Here is a 23,198-nt window from a genome sequence, read left to right on the forward strand (position 1 = left end):
CGGATATCGGAGGCGAAGGGGCACGACGTTGCGGGGCGGCCATATCGACGTGAAGCGTCATCGTTCGGAGGTTGCCGAGAGGCAACCTTCGTCAGCGTTTTGTTCCTCTCCTTCACGCAGACGCTTTTCGTCGATCGATCAGAAAAATTGAATCTGCACCCGAGGCCGCCCAGACGATTTCCCGCAAATAGCGTAAATGGCATTCGGCCATGAACACGGGAGGCGCGGGCGCGCTTTCATGTAATCGAGGCCGATTCCCCAGTTCGAGCCAGAACAGGTCGGTGCGCGATGATGGGTCTCTTGACCGCCATCATCGCTTCGCACTGTCTGTGCCGCCCTTTCCAGGAACAATGCGCTGCCTGCCGTCGCTGCGACTTTGCCACAGTTGTTATTAGTATAAGGATGCGGCATTTGTTTTAGTGCGCCTCGCGGAGTCCGGAAGCACGAACCCGGGTCTACCATTTGCGGAAGGGCGAACCGAACGAATGCAATTTTGTCGGAAGGGTCAGAGGGGGACACCGTGCAGACGACACTGCTCGGCCTGGCGATTACATTCATTGTTGCGCTCATCGCCGCGCTGATCGGGCCGCATTTCATCGACTGGAGCCGGTTTCGGTCCCAGTTCGAGACAGAGGCGGCGCGCGTGATCGGCGCGCCGGTGCGGGTCGAGGGTGGGATCGACGCCCGGCTGCTGCCGTCGCCGTCATTGCGGCTTGAGTCGGTATTCGTTGGAAGGCCGAACGATCCGGGACAGGTACAGGCCGACAGTCTCGCCGTCGAATTCAGCCTTGGTTCGCTGATGCGTGGAGAGTGGCGCGCAACCGAATTGACGATCAACGGTGTGGTCCTCGACCTCGGTCTCAATGACAGAGAGCAGACGGGCTGGCCACTATCGCTTAATTTCGGCTCGCTTTCTGTTGATCGGTTGAATCTCACCGGCCGCGTGGCGTTTCATGATGCTGCAAGCCGCAGCACTCTGGAATTGAGCGACATCGCGTTCAGTGGAGAGGTGCGGCCATCGGGAGCTTCCGTGCGCGGCGACGGCAATTTCGTGTTGTCAGGAACGCGATATCCCTTCCAAATTTCGCTCGCACAGGCGAGTGTCGGCGGTGCCAGCCGTGTTCATGTCGCGATCGATCCCGGAACGCGGGCGGAGTTCATCGACGTCGATGGGGTCTTGTCGTTCGACGAGAAGATTCCGCGTTTCGATGGCGCGCTGACGCTGGCAGGTGCTGGGGAATCTGTCGGCAAAAAATTTTCGGTCGCCCCCTCTCAAAGACCATGGCGTGTGTCGGCCAACGTAAAAGCAGATCCGAAAGGCGCGCGTCTCGAGCAGGTTGATGCTAGTTATGGTAGCGTCGACTCTGCGCTGAGGCTCACAGGCAAAGGAGACATTCGTTTCGGCTCGTCGCCCCGGCTTCGCGCTGCATTCTCCGCGCGTCAACTCGACGCCAACCGCCTGTTTGCCAAGGAACAGGCCGATCCCGCAAAGATGTTGCAGACAATGCAACGTTATCTAACAAAAATCCCGAAACCATGGCTCGCCGCTGACATAGAGATCAGCGCCGACCAGATCATGCTGGGCGGCGGCCCTATACAAAATTTCAGTACTGACTTACGCAGCGACGCTGCTTCATGGACGATCAGCCGGCTGGAATTCCACGCTCCCGGCGCCACGCGTATGGCTGTTAACGGCGCGATCCTGCTGCCCGGACCGTCGCCGCGACTCAACGGTGCACTCGACGTTGAATCGTCTGATCCCGATACTTTCATCGCGTGGTTGCAAGGCCGTGGCGAAGTCACTCATCTGAGCCGAAAGCCGCTGCGTGTGCAAAGCAAGTTGACTGCTGATCAAAGCCAGGTGGTCTTCGAACAGATCAAGGCCAATATCGAGGGTGGCAGCGTTGAAGGGCGGCTGGCGTTTGTCGATTTGACGCCAGAGAACGGTACGCGGGCCGAAGCTGAACTCAAAGCGGATCGCCTCGATCTTGATGCTGCGGCGAGTCTGGTGCGCGCGGTCGCGGCATTGCAAGATGATTGGCCCAGTGAGGGACGATTGTCCTTAAATGTTGATCACGCGATGTGGGCGACACGGGAATTCGGTCCATTTCTCGCCGAACTGAGTTATGGGCCAACGGCAATCTTGCTCGAACAATTGAAGGTCGGCTCCTCCGGTGGACTCATGATCGATAGCTCCGGCGCATTCGACCGCATCAATACGACCGGAAAGTTATCGTTGAATGCGACGTCTGAGTCGGTTGCCCCGATGGCGAGCGTGATTGCTCCGCTCTCACCGAGCGTCGCGGCGCGCCTCGATGCGATACCGGTGGCCGCGGGGGCTGCCCAGCTTCGCCTCACGCTCAACGTTGGTAAGAGCCTTGCCGACAACAACAAGGCAGATGCCAGCGCTACACTCGACGTCAATCTGCCGCAACTGAAAGGCTCACTATCACTGGTTGCAGCACCTTCACTCGCGGCGGTGCGCGCCGCCGATTTTGATGTATTGGCACGCAGCGAGGTGACGCTTCGGACGAAGCTGACGTCGGAGCGCGGCGGGGGCGTGCCGGTGTTGCTGGGTCTTGATCGTGTGATCGCGGTTGCGAACCCATCTGTACTGGAAGCTACAGCGACGGGAACCTGGCGTACCCCGGCCCAGCTAAATGCGAGGGTGTCAGGAGCAGATCTCGATGCCGAAATAAGAGGAATGGTGCAGCCATGGTCATCGGATCGGAAGGCGGACCTTAATCTCACGGTTCACCGCGTCGATCTCAAGCCGCGACCGAATCTTCAGTCGTCAGGTCCCGACGGTCAGGAGGTCAGGCTCTCGTCACATGTCACCCTGGCCGACGACAAGCTGATTTTCAGCGATCTCGATAGCGCGATCGGCGGCTCGCGCATGCGCGGGAATGTTACGGTCAGTCTAGGAAACGAAAGACGCTTCGATGGCGAACTCGGAATCAATACGCTCGATCTGGCGACGGTGTTTGGACTTGCAGTCGACTTCGGGGGGCGTGATCCGGCGGAGCCGTTGAATGTCGGCCTGCCGGAGGGGTGGCGCGGTCAACTGGCTTTCGCGGCGCTGCGCGGTACGTTGCCGGGAGGCGCTGAATTGAGACCCGTCAGCGGCGTTGTCAAAGGGGACGACCATTCCCTGACGTTCGATGCGATGAAGGGGAAAATCGGCGATGGCGATGCCACGGCAAGCCTCCATGTTGGGCAGACCGCCGAAGGCGTTGCCTTGAATGCGAACGTCCAGTTCACCAACGTCGAGGGGGCAGCATTGCAATACGGTGCGCTGGCGATGCCTGCCGGCCGTACCTCCGCGCGGATCACACTCGCCAGCCGGGGCCGCAGCGCGTCGGCGATGGCGGGAGCGTTGTCCGGCGACGGGGTGGTCACGCTCGATCACGCGCGGATTTCAGGGCTTGATCCGCACATGTTCGAAGTTGCGATCAATGGCAATGTCGAGCGGGGATCGGACGATGCTAAATTGCAGGAGATCGTAGAGCAATCGCTCTCCGCCGGACCGCTGTCGGTCGCATCGGCGCAAATTCCGTTCACGGTGAGGGATGGCCGTTTGCGTGTTAACCCAACGCCGTTAGACGGCGAAGGTGCGCTGGCGATTGTCTCCGGCGGCTATGACATCACGTCAGATCAAGTCGATATGCGCGCCGGCCTTGCGTCAACCTCGACCGGATCTGCGAACGATCGTCCGCAAGTTCAGATATTCGCAGTTGGGCCGTCCCACGCGATAAACCGGGCTATTGATGTCGCGGCGCTGTCCTCATGGCTTGCGGTGAGGTCGATCGATCGCGAGTCTCGCAGACTCGACTCGATCGAGCAAAGCCTGGAGCCGGCTCCGAGCGTTTCCCCGGCGCAGGCATCCCTGCAGGCTGAACCGTCAAATCTTTCCGCTAGTCTACTGGCTTCGGACGCAGCACCCATCACTCATCCACCAAGACCAAAGCGGGATCCTCGGCGGTTTGCGGCAAGACGTCGGATGGCTGTCCCGCTACCGTCTCGGCGTCCGACGACTGCCGCCCGGGCATCCCGTGTGCCGACACCGCCGTCGGCTGCGCGTTTGCCGGTGGAGACACAGCTCGTGGCGCCAAGGCCGGTGCGCCAGCGCTGAGGCCGCCGGTCTCCGCCGGAGGAACGAAGCCGGTGCGTCAACTCGCGAAGAAGTGTCCCCGACCAAGTCCGGGTGTTTCTTCTGATTTGCTCCGAGCCGACAGTCGTGGAGCTACTTCGGGCCAAGCGGCGCAAGCCGCGTTGACGATGCCTGACGTTCGCCGATGAACATGGTGCTTACCGCTCGCGTGCGAAAATGCTCGAGGACATACAGACGGATCGCCGAAGACAAATTGTTGGTCCTGCGATTGGTATCAATCGAAGCAATTTGTGTGGAAAGGGTTATGCCCCGCCGTGTCGCGATATCCTTCAGGCTGGTCCAGAACGCATCTTCGAGACTGACACTGGTCTTGTGACCACCGACGACAACCGATCTTTTGACGACGGCATATTCGCGCAATGGTCCTGGTTCTCCGCGGCAGTCGCCGCTTTCGTCGTTTTGCATGATTGACTCCATCTGTATTCCGGCAAACCTCATCATCGGCGCACGATGAGACCTCACCGGATGTTTGTTCGGTCTAACTGCGAAAGCGGTGCGGCTGACCGTCGGTGGACCGCGCTGCGGGCATGCAGGTGACTTCGCGGTCCACCTCTGATCGGCGCGATGGCAGATCGTCAAGGCAGGTAAATAGTAGCTGAATGTACCCGACGTCGGTATTCGGGAAATAACCTAGCCCGGCTCACTATCGTGACGCCGACGTGCGCAGACATACGGATGAGAATTGCGCCGGTGATCTGCGGAGAATCGCGCCTGCTATCCGAGGCTAGGACTGTGTTCGGATCCGGACGTCGTCGCGCGGCTTCGAAAGTAGTCCAGCACGAAGAGACGGATTGCCGAGGAGAGGTTGCCCTGTTGACGGTTGCTGTCGATTTCCCCGACGAGTTCGGACAGGGTCATGTCGCGGTGACTCGAAATTTCTTTCATCCCGTTCCAGAATGCTTCCTCGAGGCTCACGCTCGTCTTGTGACCAGCCACTACGATCGATCGTTTCACTACTGGCGATTTCATGACGCGTCCTCGCCGTCGATGTGGTGTTGATCGAGCAAACGCAGTTCTCGCATCCTTCGCTGTTCGGAAAGATCGCGCTCGGCTTTGCTGCGGCCGAAGCGCGCGCGATTAGCGTCAGCGATGGCGGCCGCCTGTTTGCGTTCGGCGCGCTTCCTGCGCTTGTTCAAGTTAATCACATCCCCCATGATCAATTCCGCTGTCTTGAATGCCGGGAGCGCGCAGCCGTAAACATCGAAAATTCATTCCGCCAAAAGCGGCTATAATTGGGGATGTACCATGATGCATCGCAGCAGGGTAGAAAATTTTGTCTAATATGCCGCACAATATTAGAATATAATAATTCCCGAAACCCTGATCATTAGAATATCAGCCTGTTAGGGAATGATAGGAAACTACAAAGCATCGAGGCTCCGACCGGTCATTTTATCCCGGTCGGGTCATTTTGCTGGGTTGCACCAATCGGTCGAACTCCACAGCCGTAACCAAGCCGAGCCGCTGAGCCTCTTCCTTTAATGTTGATCCGCGAGCGTGGGCGGCCTTAGCGACCTTCGCCGCGTTATCGTAGCCGATCCTTGGCGCGAGAGCCGTGACCAGCATGAGCGAGCGTTGCATCAATTCACGAATCCGCTGCTCGTCGGCACGGATGCCTTTGATGCAGTGTTCGGTGAATGAGCGCACGACGTCGGCGAGCAGCTGTATGGAGTCGATCATACAGTAAGCTAAAACCGGCTTGTAAACGTTAAGTTCGAAATGCCCCTGACTGCCAGCCACAGTCACGGTCGTATGGTTTCCGAACACCCGACAACAGACCATTGTCATCGCTTCGCACTGCGTAGGGTTGACCTTCCCCGGCATGATGGACGACCCAGGTTCGTTCTCCGGAAGAATCAGCTCTCCGAGGCCAGACCGAGGTCCGGAACCCAGAAGGCGGATGTCGTTCGCGATCTTGAACAGGCCCGTTGCAACCGCATTAATCGCGCCGTGAGCGAAAACATAGGCGTCGTTTGAAGCCAACGCCTCAAATTTGTTTGGAGCGCTTGTGAAGGGGAGTTTTGTAAGCAGCGCTGCATTTTTCGCAAACAGTTTGGCAAATTTTGGCTTCGAGTTCAGTCCTGTCCCCACCGCGGTTCCGCCTTGCGCCAGCGGATAGAGATCCTTCAGTGCTGTGTGAAGCCGGGCCAGACCGCTCTCGATCTGCGCCGCATAGCCGGAGAATTCCTGGCCGAGCGTCAGCGGAGTCGCATCCTGGGTATGAGTCCGCCCAATCTTGACGATATCAGCGAAGACCTTTTCTTTTTCGCGCAGCGCCTTGAGCAGAGCGGTCAGGGCGGGAACCAAGTCTGACACGATGCCATGAGCCGCCGCGATATGCATCGCCGTCGGAAATGAATCATTCGACGACTGGCTCATGTTGACGTGGTCGTTTGGGTGAACGGGCTTCTTATGGCCGAGTTGGCCACCGAGCAGCACGTTGGCACGATTGGCGATGACCTCGTTGAGGTTCATGTTGGTCTGTGTGCCGGAACCGGTCTGCCAGACCACCAGCGGAAAATGCTCGTCGAGCTTGCCGTCGATCACTTCGCGTGCCGCGCGAATGATTGCGTTCGTGCGCCGGCGGTCGAGCAGGCCAAGCTCCCGATTGGTCTGCGCTGCTGCGAGTTTGACGATGCCGAGCGCTCGAATCAGCGGCATCGGCATCCGGTCGTCTCCGATGCGGAAGTTTTGTCGGCTGCGTTCGGTCTGGGCTCCCCAGTAGCGGTCTGCCTGAACTTCGATGGGACCGAAGCTATCGGTTTCCGTGCGCGTTTTCGCCGTGCGTGATGACGCAACCATGGTCCGGTCCGTTATGTTCGATGCCGCTGTGGGGCGCAGCCCGATCCTCCGCCGGCGAAAGGACAATCCGGCAAATGCAACCCCGGGTTACTTCTTGCGGAAGCGGTCCAGTCTGACAACCTCGGCGCCCTGGCTAGGTTTAGGTTTGTCCTCGGTTTCGGCCGGCTGGGAAGGACTAGCTGGAACGGCCAGCGCCGTTGGAGAGGGCGCAGTCGGGACCGTCCTCGAGGTCTCGCTCGCGCTTGTCTCGATCTCAGCTTTCTCTGTCTCGGTTGTTTCTGTCGCAGCCGGCTCAAACTGCAATTCGAACTGTACCGATGGATCGAAGAAGCCCTTGATCGCGCTGAAGGGAACCACGAGGCGCTCCGGCACCCCGCCGAACGACAGGCCGACCTCGAAGTGATCCTCGGTCACCGTCAGATCCCAGAACTGGTGCTGGAGAATGATGGTCATCTCCTCGGGATATTGCGCCAGAAGGCGGGACGATATCGTCACTCCGTCGGCCGTCGACATGAAGGTGATGAAAAAGTGGTGCTCACCCGGCAGCCCGTGCTCGGCGGCGTCCATCAGCACGCGGCGCAGGACACCGCGCATTGCGTCGCTCGTAAGCAAATCGTAGCGAATATGATCGGTTTGCATCGATTAGGTCTCGTCGCCTCGGCAATATGCGCAAATCGCCGCGAACGTCTAAGCCGACTCGCGCCGTCTTGCGATGATACTCCCACGATCTTGCGAGGTCAGCAGCGGTTGGGGTCGGACCGGTAAGTTTCTCGTCGCCAGTTGGGCTGGAGCGGTGAACGGATTAAAGTGGAGGCTTCTGTTGCCAGGTGCCTCCGAACCCCGCCTGACGGAGCTTAACCCATCAGGACTTCAGAGTGGTCTTTCAAACTGCGTTACGCAGCCTGAGCAACCGGAGCATAGTTGTCGTTTGCAACTATTGCATAGCCCGATAACGGCGGAACCATACCGGGAAAAAGCGAGCCCTTTACGCCCTCGTCGATCCTGTTTCGCCCCCGCCAGAACCCGAAATCTGCCGGGTCGGGCTCTGGTGGAGGCGCCGGGTACTGCCCCCGGGTCCGAATGGTTTATTGCGGCGGCCATTTATTTCCATAGCCGGCGAACCGGCGCTTTCAATATAGTCTGCAAAACGTGAGGAAAAAAGGGTGCCAGACGGCACATTTTTTGCTGTCTCGGCGATCCATTTTCCCGGGTATAATGAAACGCGGCGCTGTCAGATCAAGCAATCCGACGCTAAGTTCATCGCCCGAAAGCGCCAATGGCATGAATCAATATCACGATCTGCTCAAACGAATACTCGGCGAAGGTACGGAGAAGCATGACCGTACTGGCACCGGAACGCTGTCTGTCTTTGGACATCAGATGCGCTTCGATCTCGCATCTGGCTTTCCGATGTTGACCACCAAGAAGCTTCCCCTCCGGTCGATCGTGCATGAACTGCTCTGGTTCCTGAGGGGCGAGACCAACATTAAATATCTGAAAGACAACGGCGTCTCGATCTGGGACGAGTGGGCCGATGCAAACGGCGATCTCGGCCCGGTGTACGGCTCGCAATGGCGTTCATGGCCCGCGCCGGACGGTCGCAGTATCGACCAGATCGCCAACGTCATTGACATGATCCAACGCAACCCCGATTCGCGGCGGTTGATCGTCAGTGCGTGGAATCCGGCCGATGTCGATAAGATGGCGCTACCGCCGTGCCATTGCCTGTTTCAGTTCTATGTCGCCAACGGAAAACTGTCATGCCAGCTTTATCAGCGCTCGGCCGACGTATTCCTCGGCGTACCCTTCAATATCGCGTCCTATGCGCTGCTGACGATGATGGTTGCGCAGGTTACGGGGCTTAACCCGGGCGACTTCGTACATAGCCTGGGCGACGCGCACCTGTATTCGAATCATCTTGAGCAGGCTCGGCTTCAACTCGCGCGACCCAAGCGACCGCTGCCGGCGATGACGATCAATCCCGAGGTGAAGGATATCTTCGCGTTTCGCTACGAGGATTTCAAACTCGAAAATTACAATCCCCATCCGCACATCAAGGCCGAGGTTGCGGTATGACCGGGATTGTTTCCCCGCGTCCGGAAATAGCCCTGGTGGTTGCGGTTGCCGAGAACGGGGTAATCGGTCAGCGCAATGGGATCCCGTGGCGGCTGAAAGCCGATCTGCAACGCTTCAAGGCGATCACCATAGGCAAGCCGATCGTAATGGGGCGCAAAACCTTCGACTCATTGCGTCGGCCACTGCCGGGACGAACCAACATCGTCATCACCCGCGATCCGGACTTTACGGCGGCCGGAGCGTTGGTGACACGATCGCTGGTAGACGCGCTCGCCATCGCAAAAGGAGATGCCATGCGGCGTTCGGTCGCTGAGATTGCGGTGATCGGCGGTGCCGAGATTTATACCGCGTCCATGCCTGTAGCCGATCGCCTCGAAGTGACCGAGGTTCATACCCAAGTCGATGGGGATACCGTTTTCCCGTCGATCGATCCTTCGATCTGGCACGAAGTCGCCCGCTGCCGAAACACGGCGGCCAGCGGCGACACTGCCGATTATTCTTATGTGACATATCGCCGTCGGATGCATTAACCGCATTCCCTGATGTTTGCATTGACATTTGTCTGATCGAATATAGCTCCTTGCAGCTAACAAGCCGCGTTGTAAGGGCCGAGAGCGTCCCCTATAAGGTCGAATGGAGAGCGAGGTTAGGCTTTAAAGGCCCATCCGCGCGGAGGAGAGTGTCGATGCCGTGGAAGAATCAAACCGGGGGGCCATGGGGTCAGGGTCCGAAAGGGCCTTGGGGAGCCGGCCCGCAGCCGACTGGACCCAAGCCGCCGGATCTTGAGGATCTGCTGCGTCGGGCTCAGGAGCGTATCCGGCAACTGTTGCCGGGCGGACATCTGAGCGGCATGGGCATCTTGCTGATTCTGGTCGGCGCGGTCGTGATCTGGGGGATGTCCGGCTTCTTCCGGGTGCAGTCGGAAGAACTCGGTGTGGTGCTGCGCTTCGGCAAGCATGTAAGGACCGTGCAGCCTGGCCTCAATTATCATCTGCCGTATCCGATCGAGACCGTGTTGCTGCCGAAGGCGCTGCGTGTCTCGACCCTCAATATCGGTTTGACGCTGGCTCAGGACCCAGCCCGGAATACCAGCACGATGCGCGACGTGCCGGAGGAAAGTCTGATGTTGACGGGCGACGAAAACATCGTCGACGTCGATTTCACGGTGTTGTGGCGGATCAAGCCGGGCGGGGTCGGTGACTTCCTGTTCAATATCCAGAATCCGGAAGGTACCGTCAAAGCGGTGGCCGAAAGTGCGATGCGCGAGTTGGTGGGACGTTCGGATATTCAACCCATTTTAACGTCCGAGCGAACCAAAATTGAAGCTTCGGTGCATGAACTGATGCAGAAGACCCTGGATGAATATGGCGCCGGTGTTCTGATTCAGCAGGTGCAGATGCAGAAGGTCGATCCACCGGCTCAGGTCATCGATTCATTCCGCGACGTGCAGGCGGCGCGTGCTGACCTCGAGCGGCTGCAGAACGAAGCTCAGACCTACGCCAATCGAGTTATTCCCGATGCGCGGGGCCGGGCGTCGCAGATCGTGCAGAATGCTGAAGGCTACAAGGGACAGGCCATCGCCGAAGCCAAGGGCCAGAGTTCTCGGTTTCTGCAGGTTTATGAGGCCTACAAAACGGCGCCTGACGTGACGCGCGAGCGCATCTACCTGGAGACCATGGAGCATGTACTCGGAGACGCCGACAAGCTCGTATACGATCCGGGTTCATCGTCGCCGGGTATCTTGCCTTACCTGCCGCTGAGCGAATTGACATCGCCGCGTGGTGCCGGGACCGCGAACCAGCCGGCTAGGACGAACGGGAGCGCTCGATGAAAATCGGAGTTTTAGGGATTGCCGGGCTACTCGTGGGGCTGGCCTTGCTGGTGGTGGGATATAGTTCCGTTTTCACGGTGAGCCAGACCGATCAGGTGTTGCTGGTGCGACTGGGTGAACCGGTGCGTGTCGTCACCGAGCCGGGACTGCATTTCAAGGCGCCGTTTGTGGACTCCGTGATCCAGATCGACAAAAGAATTCTGGACCTTGAGCAGGCGTCGCAGGAAGTCATTGCGTCGGACCAGAAGCGGCTCGTCGTCGACGCGTTCGCGCGCTATCGAATCAAGGATGCGCTGCAGTTCTACCAAAGCGTTGGCTCCGTCCAGGCAGCCAATATCCAGTTGACGACGCTGCTCAATGCGTCGCTGCGTCGTGTTCTGGGCGAAGTCACCTTCATCCAGGTCGTGCGGGACGAGCGCGAACATCTGATGGGTCGCATCCGCGACCAGCTCGACAAGGAGGCCAGCGGATACGGCATCTCGGTCGTCGATGTTCGGATTCGGAGAGCAGATCTGCCGGATCAGAACAGTCAGGCGGTCTATCAGCGTATGCAGACTGAGCGACAACGGGAAGCCGCCGAGTTCCGCGCTCAGGGTGGTCAGAAAGCCCAGGAGATCCGGGCAAAGGCTGATCGCGAAGCGACCGTGATCGTGGCCGAAGCCAATTCCGCGGCCGAGCAGATCCGCGGCCAGGGCGATGGCGAGCGCAACCGGCTGTTTGCCGAGGCCTACAACAAGGCTCCGGACTTCTTTGCGTTCTACCGGTCAATGACCGCCTACCAGAACGGATTGAAGGGCAGCGCTACCCGCTTCCTGCTGAAGCCCGATTCCGACTTCTTCCGCTTCTTCGGGCATCCGAGCGGCAGGCCTTCGGCATCGGCGGCGAAGCCGTAAACCCGAAAGATTGCGATGCCGGGGGAAACGTCGTCGATGGGTTCCATCGCCTTCGCGGATTTTCTTATCGGTCTCGGTATTCTTTTCATGATTGAAGGCATTCTGTTTGCCGCGGCCCCGGATTGGACGCGGCGAGCGATGAAAAGTGCGCTGACGGCTCCGGAACACATTTTGCGGATGGTGGGTATCGGGTCGGCAATCGTGGGCCTTATCCTGATCTGGCTGGTCAGGCGTTAGGGGAGCAGGCTCTTGGCGGTCCCCGACTATAGTTTGATCCGCCAGTGATCCTGTAATTCTAAGCCTTCTCCACGACGATCGCTGAGCTCATGCGAGCGAATTATAGGTTTTCGCGCGAAGACCGCCGGTCGGCATGAAGAAGACCCATCGTACCAAAAGATAGAGCGCCGCTTCTATGTCTATCAGTGGCGGAAGCCTACCGGATCCACCGGGCGGGAGCGGTTCGAAAGCCTGAGCTTGCAACGTATCGTGAAGGCGGTGCCAGCTTTTTGCCGTAATCGGAAATCCCGATGGATCAGCGAACGCCGTTTCGCTGCTTGCGCGTGTTCGGCGTCCGGCGCAGTGTATGCCCGGCAATATGCTTCTCCAGGAGAGAGACTCGAAACATGATCCGAGCGATTCACGCGTTGAGCTTTCGCCGGCGTTCCCTGCTGATCGCGCTATGCCTCAGCGCCGCTAGCGCCATGATCTCCGAGCCGGCGCTGGCCCGCGGTCCTGATGGCATCGCCGACGTGGCGGAAAAGGTGATCGACGCGGTGGTCAACATCTCGACGACTCAAACCGTTGAAGCAAAGGGCGGCGAGAGTCGCCGCGCGATTCCACAGCTTCCGCCGGGATCACCGTTCGAGGAGTTCTTCGACGATTTCTTCAAGAATCGCCGCGGCGGCAAGAATGGCGGCCTGCAAACGCACAAGACAAACTCGCTCGGCTCCGGATTCATCGTCGACGCCGCCGGAATTGTGGTCACCAATAATCACGTCATCGCCGATTCCGACGAGATCAACGTCATTCTGAATGATGGCACCAAGGTCAAGGCTGAAACCGTCGGGGTCGACAAGAAAACCGATCTCGCGGTGCTGAAGTTCAAGCCGCCGCATCCGCTGACCGCCGTCAAGTTCGGCGATTCCGACAAGTTGCGGCTCGGCGAATGGGTGATTGCCATCGGCAATCCGTTCAGTCTTGGCGGCTCCGTTACCGCCGGGATCGTCTCGGCGCGCAACCGCGACATCAACAACGGCCCCTATGACAGCTACATCCAGACCGATGCCTCCATTAACCGTGGCAACTCCGGCGGTCCACTGTTCAATCTCGAGGGCGAGGTCGTGGGAGTGAATACGCTGATCATCTCGCCGTCGGGCGGTTCTATCGGGATCGGCTTTGCGGTGCCGTCGAAGACGGTAGCAGGCGTTGTCGATCAATTACGGCAGTTCGGTGAGTTGCGTCGAGGTTGGCTTGGTGTCCGTATCCAGCAGGTCACCGACGAGATCGCCGACAGCCTCAATATCAAACCGACCCGCGGGGCGCTCGTTGCCGGCGTGGAGGATAAAGGTCCAGCCAAACCTGCCGGCATCGAACCCGGCGATGTCATCATCGCTTTCGACGGAAAGGACATCAAGGAGCCGAAAGATTTATCTCGCCTTGTCGCCGATACGGCAGTTGGCAAGACAGTCAAGGTCACGATCATTCGTAAAGGCAAGGAAGAGACCAAGAAGGTAACGCTGGGACGCCTCGACGACAGCGACAAGGCAACGCCCGTCTCGATCAAGACCAAGCCTGATGACGACGACAAGCCCGTAACGCAGAAGGCGCTCGGCCTCGATCTCGCCGCGCTTAGCAAGGATCTGCGTGCGCGCTACAAGATTAAAGACAGTGTCAAGGGCGTCATCGTTACCGATGTGGACGCGGATTCCGACGCGGCCGAGAAGCGGCTCAGCGCGGGCGACGTCATCGTAGAGGTGGCGCAGGAGGCCGTGAGTAGCGCTTCCGATATCCGCAAGCGCGTCGATCAATTGAAGAAGGACGGCAAAAAGGCAGTGTTGCTGATGGTTTCGAACGGCGCCGGCGAACTGCGGTTTGTGGCGCTGAGCCTGAAATAGGCACGACCAGATCGGAGTGTGGTTGCGGTCCGGCAATCGCCGTTCGATGGAGCGGCGAAAGACCAGGATCACTGAACAGGCGGAGACGGCGGCTGATTGCGTTTTGAGTCTGAATGGACTCAAGCGGTTACGAACTCGTCGCGTCGGTATCCCTGCGCATAAAGTAAGGCGGTAAGGTCGCCATGATCGATTCGGGCGGCTGCCGCTGCGGCAACCGCGGGCTTGGCGTGATAGGCGACACCTAGACCGGCCTGCTGGATCATGCCGAGGTCGTTGGCGCCGTCGCCTACCGCCAGCGTATCAAGATTGTCGAGATCGGAGGCCTCGCGCAGCTCGATCAGAGTTGCAAGTTTCGCCTCGCGGCCGATGATCGGTTCGGCGGCCGCGCCCGACAATTTTCCGTCTTCGACCAGTAGCGTATTGCCGCGATTTTCCTGAAAACCGATCATGGCGGCCACCGCTTTGGTGAACAAGGTGAAGCCGCCGGAGATCAGGCAGGTATAGGCTCCATTGGAGCGCATGGTCATGACCAATTCGCGCCCGCCCGGTGTCAGCGTGATGCGCTTTGCCAGCACCTCGTCCACGACTGATACGGAAAGACCCTTCAGCAACGCCACGCGCTCGCGCAGCGCGGTTTCAAACTGCATTTCGCCGCGCATGGCACGCTCGGTGATCGCTGCTACATGCGTCTTGAGACCGGCGAAATCGGCGAGTTCGTCGATGCACTCCTGGCCGATCATGGTGGAATCCATGTCGGCCAGAAACAGCTTCTTGCGCCGGCCGAGCTGCGGCTGGATCACTACGTCGATCGGCAGATCGCCGCGCGCCTCGCGCAGGCGTTGGGTAATGGCCGGAATGGGCTCGTCGCTTTCGAAGGGAATGTCGGCCGCGACTTCGTCCCACAGCCAGCGCGCGGGGCCGGCATTGCTCAGAATTGCGCGCGCGCCGTCGAGCACCGTGCTATCGAGCGCGGGGTTAACCGGATTGCAGATCAGCGTGGCGACGAGTGACATGGATGGGGAGAGCTCTGGCGAGGTAAGCGGGCAGGCGACGGATGCCGTGCTTATCGCAGGGCCGACCGCGAGCGGCAAGTCTGCGTTAGCGGTGTCGCTTGCCGAACGGACGGGCGGCGTCGTCATCAATACCGACTCCATGCAGGTCTATCGAGATCTCCGCATCTTGACCGCGCGGCCGACCCCTGATGAGGAGGCGCGAGCGCCACACCGGCTCTACGGCCATGTCGATGCGAGCGTGAACTGCTCCGCCGGGATGTGGGTCGCCGATGCAGCGGTCGCTCTCGCCGAAGCTCGCGCGCAAAACCGGATGCCTATCTTCGTCGGTGGCTCCGGCCTTTACTTCAAAGCGCTAACGCGCGGTCTGTCGGCGGTGCCGCCGATTCCGTCTCAGGTGCGCGATGACGTCCGAGCGCGCCTCGAACGTGATGGGGCCGAAGTGCTTCATGCTGTTCTCGCGCGGCGCGATCCGGCGGCGGCGCAACGTCTGAAACCGCGCGACCGCGCCCGCATCGCCCGTGCCCTCGAAGTTGTCGAGGCGACCGGACGCTCGTTGACCGATTGGTATCGCGATGGCTTGCCGCCGTTGCTGCCGCCCGAGCGGGCGAGGGCGGTCTTCGTTGCTCCGGATCGTGAAGCGCTTTACGCGCGGATCGACGCCCGTTTCGATGCGATGCTGGCGGCCGGGGCGCTGGAGGAAGTCGCGGCGCTGGCCGAACGGCGTCTCGACCCGCTCCTGCCGGCGATGAAGGCACATGGCGTGCCCGCGCTGGTCCGGCATCTGCGCGGCGAGATTTCGCTGGCGGAGGCCGCCCAGATCGGGCGCGCCGACACGCGCCACTATGCCAAGCGGCAGTTCACCTGGTTTCGTCACCAGTTGACAGAGTTCGCCTGGGTGCGGCCTGAGGAGGCCAGAAAGGCGCTTGACTAAGAGGTTTGACGTTTCGCGCTGAGGCGACCGGCCCCTCGGCCCCTTCCAAACCGCCGAAACCGGCTTATTTGCATCGAAACACCGTTGACGGCTGCAAATCCGCCCCGTATAACCCGCGCAACCTTTGGGAACGTTAGCTGTAAAATGCGCAACTTTGTTATCCGCCACCTCGTCCCCGTTATCATCGTACCTTGGAGCACCGCCCGGGACGGCTGAGCCGTCCGAATGGAAGGCGGTGTGCCGGGGGCCTTCAAGGCCCTTTTTTATTGTTTGCGACGCTGGCGGACACGAAGCCTGCGCGAATCCGGAGCCGACCATGAGTCAGACCAAGCGCCAAGATTCCAATCAGATGACCGGTGCGGCCATGATTGTTCGAGCCCTCGTTGACCATGGTGTCAAAAGCATTTTCGGTTATCCGGGCGGGGCCGTACTCCCGATCTATGACGAAATTTTTCAGCAGAGCGATATCGAGCATATCCTGGTGCGGCACGAGCAGGGCGCAGGTCACGCGGCCGAAGGCTACGCCCGCTCCACCGGCAAGCCGGGGGTGGTGCTCGTGACCTCGGGGCCCGGCGCTACCAATATGGTGACGCCGCTGACCGATGCACTGATGGACTCGATCCCGCTGGTCTGCATCACCGGCCAGGTACCGACGCATCTGATCGGCAACGATGCGTTTCAGGAATGCGACACCGTCGGTATCACCAGGCCCTGCACCAAGCACAACTGGCTGGTGCGCGACGTCAACGATCTCGCCAAGGTGCTGCACGAGGCGTTCTATGTGGCGACCACTGGCCGCCCCGGGCCGGTCGTGGTCGATGTGCCCAAGGACGTGCAGTTCGCCACCGGAACCTATCACCCGCCGCGCAAGACCGATGTCCACGCGTCATACAAGCCTCAGATAAAGGGAGATGCCGGACAGATCCGCAAGGCTGTCACGCTGCTGGTGAATGCCAAGCGGCCGATGATCTATACCGGCGGCGGCATCATCAACTCGGGCAGAGAGGCGTCGAAGACGCTGCGTGCGCTGGTCGAAACCACTGGTTTTCCGATTACGTCCACTTTGATGGGACTAGGGGCCTATCCGGCCTCCGGCAAGAATTGGCTTGGCATGCTCGGCATGCACGGCACTTATGAGGCCAACATGGCGATGCATGATTGCGACGTCATGCTGTGCATCGGCGCGCGTTTCGACGACCGCATTACCGGCCGCACTGACGCGTTCTCGCCGGGCTCGAAGAAGATTCACATCGATATCGACCCCTCATCGATCAACAAGAATATCCGCGTCGACGTGCCGATCATCGGTGATGCCGGCAGCGTGATGGCCGACCTGTTGCAGGCTTTCAAGGCGGAAGGCAAAAATCCTAAAATCGATCCGTGGTGGTTCGAGATCGGGCGCTGGCGCGCGCGCAACTCGCTGGCTTACAAGAAGAACGACGACGTGATCTTGCCGCAGTTCGCGATCCAGCGTCTGTTCGAGGCGACGCGAGGCCGGGACACCTACATCACAACCGAGGTCGGCCAGCATCAGATGTGGGCCGCGCAGTTCTTCGGATTCGAGGAGCCGCACCACTTGATGACCTCGGGTGGCCTCGGCACCATGGGCTACGGTTTGCCGGCCGCGCTGGGAGTGCAAGTGGCGCATCGCGACAGCCTCGTCATTGATATTGCCGGCGATGCGTCGGTGCAGATGACAATGCAGGAGATGTCAACGGCGGTTCAGCACGAACTCCCGATCAAGATCTTCATCCTCAACAACCAGTACATGGGCATGGTGCGGCAGTGGCAGCAGTTGCTGCACGGCAACCGCCTGTCGCATTCGTATTCCGAGGCGCTTCCCGATTTTGTCAAGCTCGCCGATGCCTTCGGCTGCGTCGGCCTGCAGGCAACCAAGCCGTCTGATCTCGACGGCGCGATCAGGGAGATGATCTCGGTGAAGAAGCCGGTGCTGTTCGACTGCCGCGTGGCAGCGCTGGAAAACTGCTTCCCGATGATTCCATCCGGCAAGGCGCACAACGAAATGCTGTTGCCGGCGGAAGCCAATGATGATGCGACCGCGGCCGCGTTTGCCGGCGGCAAGGCGCTGGTGTGAAAATGTCTCGAAGTGTCGCCACGCACAGATCGTCATGCGCGGACTTGATCCGCGCATCCATCGTGAAGACGGCTTGCCGGGGCACAGGCGAACGAAACGACGCCGTTTTACGAACGGCTACGCTCGGCAATGACGGCAATCACGATATCGATTTGAGAACATATCCATGAACCAGCCCGCTTCCGCCTACTTTCTCGAAGAGCGCCGCGATCCGAATGAGACGCACACGCTGTCGGTGCTGGTCGCCAACGAACCGGGCGTGTTGGCGCGGGTGATCGGGCTGTTCTCAGGTCGCGGTTACAACATCGAAAGCTTGACGGTGTCCGAGACCGAAAATCAGAAGCACGTCTCGCGAATTACCATCGTCACCACTGGCACCCCAATGGTGATCCAGCAGATCAAGCATCAACTCGACCGCATGATCCCGGTTTATCAGGTCGTTGATATGACACTGACCGGGCGCTCCATCGAGCGTGAGCTAGCCATGGTCAAGGTGAAGGGTTCGGGGGACCAACGTATCGAGGCAATGCGGCTCGCAGAGGTGTTTCGTGCTCGTGTGGTGGATGCCACCAATGAGAGCTTTGTGTTCGAGATTACGGGCGGCACCTCGAAGATCAATCAGTTTGTCGACCTGATGCGGCCGATCGGTCTAGTCGAAGTGTCACGAACCGGTGTCGCTGCGATCGGCCGCGGACCGGAAGGGATGTAAGGTCATGCTGGCGCGCGACTGGTTTTACAGTGAACGTGGGCGGATCGGATTGGACTCGCTCATTGCTGCGCGCTCCGCAATCTATGATCACGATGATAGCGGCAGCCGGGCTCGCGCAACCCTCGCCAAGCTAGGCTTGCGGCCCGGCTGGCGGATCGCAGATATCGGTTGCGGCACGGGCACGCTTGCTTGTGAAGCCGCCAGGATGGGTGCGGAAGTCTATGCGGTCGATATTGCGCCGGCAGCGCTCGCTCTGGCCGAGGCCCAGGCGCGTGACGGCAACGTCGCGATCCGGACTCAGGCGGCCGGTCTGCTCAGTTTTGCTCTCGCATCGGATTCTCTGGATCTGGTCGTGAGCGAGTTCACGCTGCATCATCTGCCGGATTTCTGGAAGGCAGTCGCGCTGTCACGCATGTTCCGCGTCGTCAAGCCCGGCGGACAGCTGTTTCTGCGCGACATCGTGTTCGTCCGCGAACCGGATGGCTCCGACCGAACGGTCGAGCAATGGGCGGAATTCAACATCAACAACCACGACTTCCCAAGCGGCGAGGTCGCCAGCCATATGCGCGACGAACATTCGACCTTTGGCTGGGTGATTGAGCGGATGCTGAAGGACGTCGGCTTTGCGCTGGTATCTGCGGACTATCACGCGCCGCTTCACGGCACTTATCTCTGCCGCAAGCCAGGCGACGAGCCTCCGGCATAGTCTTGTGTTTGTCGCGCGGCGCTATTCACCTTTTCCTACCGGACGACCTTTGAAGTTTTTCCATCATCCAAGGTATTGCAGCGGACTTGTTTCCCGGCATCCGTAGCCCTAAAACCGGGCGCAACTTGTGGCCGCAAAAGAGGACCAACCATGCGTGTTTATTACGATCGCGACGCCGACCTGAACCTGATCAAGGGAAAGAAGGTGGTCATCGTCGGCTATGGTAGCCAGGGCCACGCCCATGCGCTGAACCTGAAGGACTCCGGCGTCAAGGAGGTCGCGATCGCGCTGCGCAAGGGCTCCGCTTCCGCCAAGAAAGCTGAGGCCGCTGGTTTCAAGGTGATGGAAGTCGCCGATGCCGCGAAGTGGGGCGATCTCGTGATGATGCTGACGCCTGATGAACTGCAGGGCGACATCTATCGCCAGCAGTTGCACGACAACATGAAGAAGGGCGCGGCGCTCATCTTCGCACACGGACTCAACGTGCATTTTAATCTGCTGGACCCGCGTGCCGATCTCGACGTCCTGATGATCGCTCCGAAAGGTCCTGGCCACACTGTGCGGGCGGAGTATCAACGCGGCGGCGGCGTTCCTTGCCTGATTGCGGTTGCCAAGGATTCCTCGGGTAACGCGCATGATCTTGGTCTTAGCTACGCCTCGGCGATCGGCGGCGGCCGCGCTGGCATCATCGAGACCACGTTCAGGGAAGAATGCGAGACCGACCTGTTCGGTGAACAGGCTGTGCTCTGCGGCGGTCTGGTCGAGTTGATCAAGAACGGCTTCGAGACCTTGGTGGAAGCCGGTTATGCACCGGAGATGGCCTACTTCGAGTGCTTGCACGAGGTGAAGCTGATCGTGGATTTGATCTACGAGGGCGGTATCGCCAATATGAACTACTCGATCTCCAATACCGCTGAATACGGCGAATACGTTACGGGTCCGCGCATCGTGACCGCGGAGACGAAGAAGGAGATGAAGCGCGTGCTCGACGATATTCAGTCCGGTAAATTCGCTCGCGACTGGATGCTGGAAAACAAGGTCAACCAGACTTCCTTCAAGGCGACCCGCGCAAGGCTTTCCGCCCATCCGATCGAGGAGGTCGGTGCAAAACTCCGCGACATGATGCCGTGGATCAAAAAGGCCGCTATGGTCGACAAAACGAAGAACTGAAGTTCTTCTTCCTGCCTATGATTGATCGCGCGGTGCGATCTTAATGATCAGGAGTGTGGTGCGCGGGTCGACTAACAATGAATTGAGGTTCCCTCTCCCATAAGGAGAGGGAAAAGGTGCCGCTGTGAGGTACACAAGCAAGCATCTACCACCTTATTTCTCGTCGATCTTCGCCCATAACCACCGCGCCACCGTTGCCGATGAACTGTCCGCGTCACTGCCGCTGGCGCGAAGATTGGCCTCGCGCATGAGCGTGATGCTGATTCTTCCGAGCAAGGGCTGAATTGCGGCGCGCAGCTTTGCGTCGTTGGCGCGCCGGGGCGATATCAGCATGATCGCGTCATAGGGCGGAATGGCGTGTCCGGGATCGTCAAGCGCGGTCAGGCCGTATTTGGCGATCAGTCCATCGCTGGTGTAGCCCGCTATCACGTCGACTTCGCCGGAATCCACTGCGGCATACATGAAGTCCGACTGCATCTGTCGTCGCTCGCGAAACGACAATCCGTAAATCTTCTTCAGAGTCATCCATTCAGGCCGGGCGAAGAATTCGTAGTCGCCGGCGATCGACATCGTGCCCGCGCGGGCGGCGAGGTCGGAGATCGAATGAATCTTCAGCGCGTCAGCTCGTGTTTTTGACATGAGCAGCGCGTAGGCATTCTCGAAGCCGAGTTCACCAAGCAGCGTGATATTCTGCCGCGCCAACCTCGCCTTGAGCTCGGTGATGAGTTTCTCGCGCGGCTTGACGTCTGTTATATGGAACTGATTGGACCACAGCGTGCCGGAATAATCGACGTAGATGTCAACGTCGCCATTCGCTAGCGCATCGAAAATGACGTTGGAGCCAAGACCCTCGCGGGTGGTTACGGGAAGACCCGCGGCTTGTAGCCGGTGCGAGATCAGCGCCGCGAGCACATATTGTTCGGTGAAGGTTTTAGCGCCGACGATGTAGGTGGGTTTCGCGCGGGTGAGGGAGGGCGCCAGTGTGGCCGCAACGAGAATTGCGATTCCGACAAGGCCGACTGACACGCGGATGGGGCGACGTATCTGCAAACCGGATTCGATCAGCGCCAGCAACTGATCTACGACCAGCGCGAGGCCTGCCGCGGCGATGCAGCCGAAGAGCACGAACACCCAGTTCTGGGTTTGAAGCCCGGCAAAAATGTAGTTGCCGAGACTGGTCTGGCCGATCGGCGTAGAGAGTGTCGCGGTGCCGATCACCCAAACCGCTGCGGTGCGGATGCCGGCCATGATCACAGGAAGCGCCAGCGGAAGTTCGACCATGACGAGGGATTGCTGCGCCGTCATACCGACCCCTCGGGCCGCTTCCGTCAATGCAGGATCAATCCCCTGCAAGCCTGTGATGGTGTTGCGCAGTACCGGAAGCATCGAATAGAGCGCCAGCGCCAGGACCGCAGGCAAGAATCCGAATGCTGAGAATCCGAGGCTGAACCATCGCGATGTCATTGTCGCCAGAGCCAGGAGGAGCGGATAGAATAACGCCAGAAGCGCCAGTCCGGGCATGGTCTGCACAATGCTTGCAAAACCGAGAAGCATACTCCGCAGCAAGGGCCGGTTGCGAGCGGCCAGCGCGAGCGGAAAACTGATCACGAGCCCCAGCCCCAGCGCGGTCACGCTGACGCGGACGTGGTTGCCAAGATAGTTGGGCAGGTGACCGAGCGCTTCATTCCAGCGCGGATCGAAGAGCGAGCTCATGACGTGATGTTCTGCGAGAGCGCTGCCTGAAGCCGCTCGGCCTGGCGGCGAGGCGTGCCGAGCAACTCGCTGACATAAGGGTTGTCGATGCGGGACAGTTCCTTCGCCTTGCCCAGCGCAACCAAGCGACCTTCGTGCATGACAGCAACGCGATCCGCAAGCAGCAGCGCTTCGGTCATGTCATGGGTGATCATGATGGTTGTGAGACCGAGTCTGGCGTGTAGCGCACGATAGTCGTTGCCGAGCGCGTCACGCGTTACCGGGTCGAGGGCACCGAACGGCTCGTCCATAAGGACAATGCGCGGCTTTGCGGCGAGTGCGCGCGCTACGCCGACCCGCTGGCGCTGGCCACCGGAAAGTTCATGCGGAAAGCGATCGCGGTGTTGGGCGCGGTCGAGTTGCACCAGATCGATTAACTCGTCGACCCGGGCGGCAATTTCGGATTTTGGCGTCCCGAGCAGGCGGGGCGTGATGCCGATGTTGGCGGCGATAGTCATATGCGGAAAGAGGCCGCCGCTCTGGAATACGTAGCCGATGCGGCGGCGCAGCCCGATCGCGTCGATTCCGGCGATATCCTCGCCTGCAACGGTGATAGTTCCGGCGTCGGGATCGATCAGGCGATTGGCGAGCCGCAGCAGTGTGGTCTTGCCAGAGCCGGAACCGCCGACAATGGCGAGGAATTCGCCCGCCGCGATGGCGAACGAGACGTCGTCCACAGCTCTTACATAGTCGTCTTTTGCACAGTCGCCTTTGAAGCTTTTGGCGACATGCGAAAACGCGACCAGCGGTGAGGTTTCGCTCATGCCCTGCGGGGGGTATCACACGGTCGCCATCGCACCAAGCCCATCGTCTTGGCGGCAACAGTAAATTCTAGGCGAAGCCCGAACCCACCGTTCAGTTCGAGTTTTGATCCGGTTGGTGACGCTAGAAGGCGTCGACAATTTTATCTTGTTGTCCTCGCCTTTATTTTGTTT

Annotated in this window: 20 protein-coding genes and 1 other RNA gene; 12 read left to right on the top strand and 9 right to left on the bottom strand. The window is 59.7% G+C overall.

Annotated features, from left to right (window positions below):
• The first annotated feature begins 520 nt into the window (after positions 1-520).
• On the top strand, positions 521-4,132 hold the full coding sequence (locus ACZ5IL_RS07865; RefSeq protein WP_464596165.1) for an AsmA family protein: 3,612 nt from the start codon (positions 521-523) through the stop codon (positions 4,130-4,132).
• 111 nt (positions 4,133-4,243) lie between these two features.
• On the opposite strand, the gene ACZ5IL_RS07870 is transcribed toward ACZ5IL_RS07865, so the two are convergent.
• The 6 genes from ACZ5IL_RS07870 to ssrA form a co-directional block, all read right to left on the bottom strand.
• Positions 4,244-4,576 carry a ribbon-helix-helix domain-containing protein gene (locus ACZ5IL_RS07870; RefSeq protein ID WP_464596167.1) on the bottom strand — a complete coding sequence of 111 codons (333 nt, stop codon included), beginning with the start codon at positions 4,574-4,576 and terminating at the stop codon, positions 4,244-4,246.
• Between the two features lie 309 nt (positions 4,577-4,885).
• Positions 4,886-5,140: a ribbon-helix-helix domain-containing protein gene (locus tag ACZ5IL_RS07875; protein WP_079447385.1), complete on the bottom strand. Its 255-nt coding sequence runs from the start codon at positions 5,138-5,140 to the stop codon at positions 4,886-4,888.
• A complete protein-coding gene (locus ACZ5IL_RS07880; protein ID WP_464596169.1) occupies positions 5,137-5,325 on the bottom strand; it encodes a DUF4169 family protein in 189 nt (62 codons plus the stop codon). Before ACZ5IL_RS07880 ends, ACZ5IL_RS07875 begins: the two co-directional genes overlap by 4 nt.
• A gap of 238 nt (positions 5,326-5,563) precedes the next feature.
• On the bottom strand, positions 5,564-6,973 hold the full coding sequence (gene fumC, locus ACZ5IL_RS07885) for a class II fumarate hydratase (RefSeq protein WP_464596170.1): 1,410 nt from the start codon (positions 6,971-6,973) through the stop codon (positions 5,564-5,566).
• An 87-nt stretch (positions 6,974-7,060) separates the two neighbouring features.
• On the bottom strand, positions 7,061-7,612 hold the full coding sequence (locus ACZ5IL_RS07890) for an SspB family protein (protein ID WP_464596171.1): 552 nt from the start codon (positions 7,610-7,612) through the stop codon (positions 7,061-7,063).
• A 167-nt stretch (positions 7,613-7,779) separates the two neighbouring features.
• Positions 7,780-8,138, bottom strand: a transfer-messenger RNA (tmRNA) gene (ssrA, locus tag ACZ5IL_RS07895).
• Between the two features lie 116 nt (positions 8,139-8,254).
• On the opposite strand from ssrA, the gene ACZ5IL_RS07900 reads away from it, so the two are divergent.
• The 6 genes from ACZ5IL_RS07900 (at position 8,255) to ACZ5IL_RS07925 (ending at position 13,887) form a co-directional block, all read left to right on the top strand.
• Complete coding sequence (locus ACZ5IL_RS07900; protein WP_464596172.1) at positions 8,255-9,049, top strand: thymidylate synthase; 795 nt, start codon at positions 8,255-8,257, stop codon at positions 9,047-9,049.
• Positions 9,046-9,579 carry a dihydrofolate reductase gene (locus tag ACZ5IL_RS07905; RefSeq protein WP_464596173.1) on the top strand — a complete coding sequence of 178 codons (534 nt, stop codon included), beginning with the start codon at positions 9,046-9,048 and terminating at the stop codon, positions 9,577-9,579. Before ACZ5IL_RS07900 ends, ACZ5IL_RS07905 begins: the two co-directional genes overlap by 4 nt.
• Positions 9,580-9,734: 155 nt before the next feature.
• Entirely contained in the window at positions 9,735-10,880 is a 1,146-nt protein-coding gene (gene hflK / locus ACZ5IL_RS07910) for an FtsH protease activity modulator HflK (RefSeq protein ID WP_079447380.1), read from the top strand.
• Positions 10,877-11,773 (top strand): protease modulator HflC, encoded by an 897-nt coding sequence (gene hflC, locus ACZ5IL_RS07915; RefSeq protein ID WP_464596175.1) that lies wholly within the window; start codon positions 10,877-10,879, stop codon positions 11,771-11,773. Before hflK ends, hflC begins: the two co-directional genes overlap by 4 nt.
• 36 nt (positions 11,774-11,809) lie before the next feature.
• The gene (locus ACZ5IL_RS07920) at positions 11,810-12,010 is read left to right on the top strand and encodes a DUF2065 domain-containing protein (RefSeq protein ID WP_464596177.1); all 201 of its coding nucleotides are present in this window, start codon (positions 11,810-11,812) and stop codon (positions 12,008-12,010) included.
• Positions 12,011-12,396: 386 nt separating this feature from the next.
• A complete protein-coding gene (locus ACZ5IL_RS07925) occupies positions 12,397-13,887 on the top strand; it encodes a Do family serine endopeptidase (protein WP_464596178.1) in 1,491 nt (496 codons plus the stop codon).
• A 119-nt stretch (positions 13,888-14,006) separates the two neighbouring features.
• Here ACZ5IL_RS07925 and serB read toward each other — a convergent pair whose 3' ends face one another.
• Positions 14,007-14,900 carry a phosphoserine phosphatase SerB gene (gene serB / locus ACZ5IL_RS07930; protein ID WP_464596179.1) on the bottom strand — a complete coding sequence of 298 codons (894 nt, stop codon included), beginning with the start codon at positions 14,898-14,900 and terminating at the stop codon, positions 14,007-14,009.
• Between serB and miaA the strand changes: the two genes are divergently transcribed.
• From miaA to ilvC, 5 genes are all read left to right on the top strand, one after another.
• Complete coding sequence (miaA, locus tag ACZ5IL_RS07935) at positions 14,899-15,831, top strand: tRNA (adenosine(37)-N6)-dimethylallyltransferase MiaA (RefSeq protein WP_464596865.1); 933 nt, start codon at positions 14,899-14,901, stop codon at positions 15,829-15,831. The genes serB and miaA overlap by 2 nt on opposite strands.
• 316 nt (positions 15,832-16,147) lie before the next feature.
• Complete coding sequence (locus ACZ5IL_RS07940) at positions 16,148-17,926, top strand: acetolactate synthase 3 large subunit (RefSeq protein ID WP_464596180.1); 1,779 nt, start codon at positions 16,148-16,150, stop codon at positions 17,924-17,926.
• Between the two features lie 166 nt (positions 17,927-18,092).
• Positions 18,093-18,635: an acetolactate synthase small subunit gene (gene ilvN, locus ACZ5IL_RS07945; RefSeq protein WP_079447372.1), complete on the top strand. Its 543-nt coding sequence runs from the start codon at positions 18,093-18,095 to the stop codon at positions 18,633-18,635.
• Between the two features lie 4 nt (positions 18,636-18,639).
• Positions 18,640-19,341: a class I SAM-dependent methyltransferase gene (locus ACZ5IL_RS07950; RefSeq protein ID WP_464596182.1), complete on the top strand. Its 702-nt coding sequence runs from the start codon at positions 18,640-18,642 to the stop codon at positions 19,339-19,341.
• A 150-nt stretch (positions 19,342-19,491) separates the two neighbouring features.
• Complete coding sequence (gene ilvC / locus ACZ5IL_RS07955) at positions 19,492-20,511, top strand: ketol-acid reductoisomerase (protein ID WP_464596184.1); 1,020 nt, start codon at positions 19,492-19,494, stop codon at positions 20,509-20,511.
• A gap of 153 nt (positions 20,512-20,664) precedes the next feature.
• Here ilvC and ACZ5IL_RS07960 read toward each other — a convergent pair whose 3' ends face one another.
• Together ACZ5IL_RS07960 and ACZ5IL_RS07965 are read right to left on the bottom strand one after the other, a co-directional pair.
• Positions 20,665-22,224, bottom strand: a complete 1,560-nt coding sequence (locus tag ACZ5IL_RS07960) for an ABC transporter permease/substrate-binding protein (protein ID WP_464596185.1) — start codon at positions 22,222-22,224, stop codon at positions 20,665-20,667.
• Positions 22,221-23,027, bottom strand: a complete 807-nt coding sequence (locus ACZ5IL_RS07965; protein WP_464596187.1) for an ATP-binding cassette domain-containing protein — start codon at positions 23,025-23,027, stop codon at positions 22,221-22,223. Before ACZ5IL_RS07965 ends, ACZ5IL_RS07960 begins: the two co-directional genes overlap by 4 nt.
• Positions 23,028-23,198 lie beyond the last annotated feature (171 nt).

This window comes from Nitrobacter sp. CN101 (assembly GCF_055390255.1).

Coding starts and splice junctions, on each gene's coding strand:
- ACZ5IL_RS07870 (WP_464596167.1), bottom strand. CDS start 4,576: ATGCAAAACGACGAAAGCGGCGACTGCCGCGGAGAACCAGGACCATTG.
- ACZ5IL_RS07875 (WP_079447385.1), bottom strand. CDS start 5,140: ATGAAATCGCCAGTAGTGAAACGATCGATCGTAGTGGCTGGTCACAAG.
- ACZ5IL_RS07880 (WP_464596169.1), bottom strand. CDS start 5,325: ATGGGGGATGTGATTAACTTGAACAAGCGCAGGAAGCGCGCCGAACGC.
- fumC (WP_464596170.1), bottom strand. CDS start 6,973: ATGGTTGCGTCATCACGCACGGCGAAAACGCGCACGGAAACCGATAGC.
- ACZ5IL_RS07890 (WP_464596171.1), bottom strand. CDS start 7,612: ATGCAAACCGATCATATTCGCTACGATTTGCTTACGAGCGACGCAATG.
- ACZ5IL_RS07900 (WP_464596172.1), top strand. CDS start 8,255: ATGAATCAATATCACGATCTGCTCAAACGAATACTCGGCGAAGGTACG.
- ACZ5IL_RS07905 (WP_464596173.1), top strand. CDS start 9,046: ATGACCGGGATTGTTTCCCCGCGTCCGGAAATAGCCCTGGTGGTTGCG.
- hflK (WP_079447380.1), top strand. CDS start 9,735: ATGCCGTGGAAGAATCAAACCGGGGGGCCATGGGGTCAGGGTCCGAAA.
- hflC (WP_464596175.1), top strand. CDS start 10,877: ATGAAAATCGGAGTTTTAGGGATTGCCGGGCTACTCGTGGGGCTGGCC.
- ACZ5IL_RS07920 (WP_464596177.1), top strand. CDS start 11,810: ATGGGTTCCATCGCCTTCGCGGATTTTCTTATCGGTCTCGGTATTCTT.
- ACZ5IL_RS07925 (WP_464596178.1), top strand. CDS start 12,397: ATGATCCGAGCGATTCACGCGTTGAGCTTTCGCCGGCGTTCCCTGCTG.
- miaA (WP_464596865.1), top strand. CDS start 14,899: ATGGATGGGGAGAGCTCTGGCGAGGTAAGCGGGCAGGCGACGGATGCC.
- serB (WP_464596179.1), bottom strand. CDS start 14,900: ATGTCACTCGTCGCCACGCTGATCTGCAATCCGGTTAACCCCGCGCTC.
- ACZ5IL_RS07940 (WP_464596180.1), top strand. CDS start 16,148: ATGAGTCAGACCAAGCGCCAAGATTCCAATCAGATGACCGGTGCGGCC.
- ilvN (WP_079447372.1), top strand. CDS start 18,093: ATGAACCAGCCCGCTTCCGCCTACTTTCTCGAAGAGCGCCGCGATCCG.
- ACZ5IL_RS07950 (WP_464596182.1), top strand. CDS start 18,640: ATGCTGGCGCGCGACTGGTTTTACAGTGAACGTGGGCGGATCGGATTG.
- ilvC (WP_464596184.1), top strand. CDS start 19,492: ATGCGTGTTTATTACGATCGCGACGCCGACCTGAACCTGATCAAGGGA.
- ACZ5IL_RS07960 (WP_464596185.1), bottom strand. CDS start 22,224: ATGAGCTCGCTCTTCGATCCGCGCTGGAATGAAGCGCTCGGTCACCTG.
- ACZ5IL_RS07965 (WP_464596187.1), bottom strand. CDS start 23,027: ATGAGCGAAACCTCACCGCTGGTCGCGTTTTCGCATGTCGCCAAAAGC.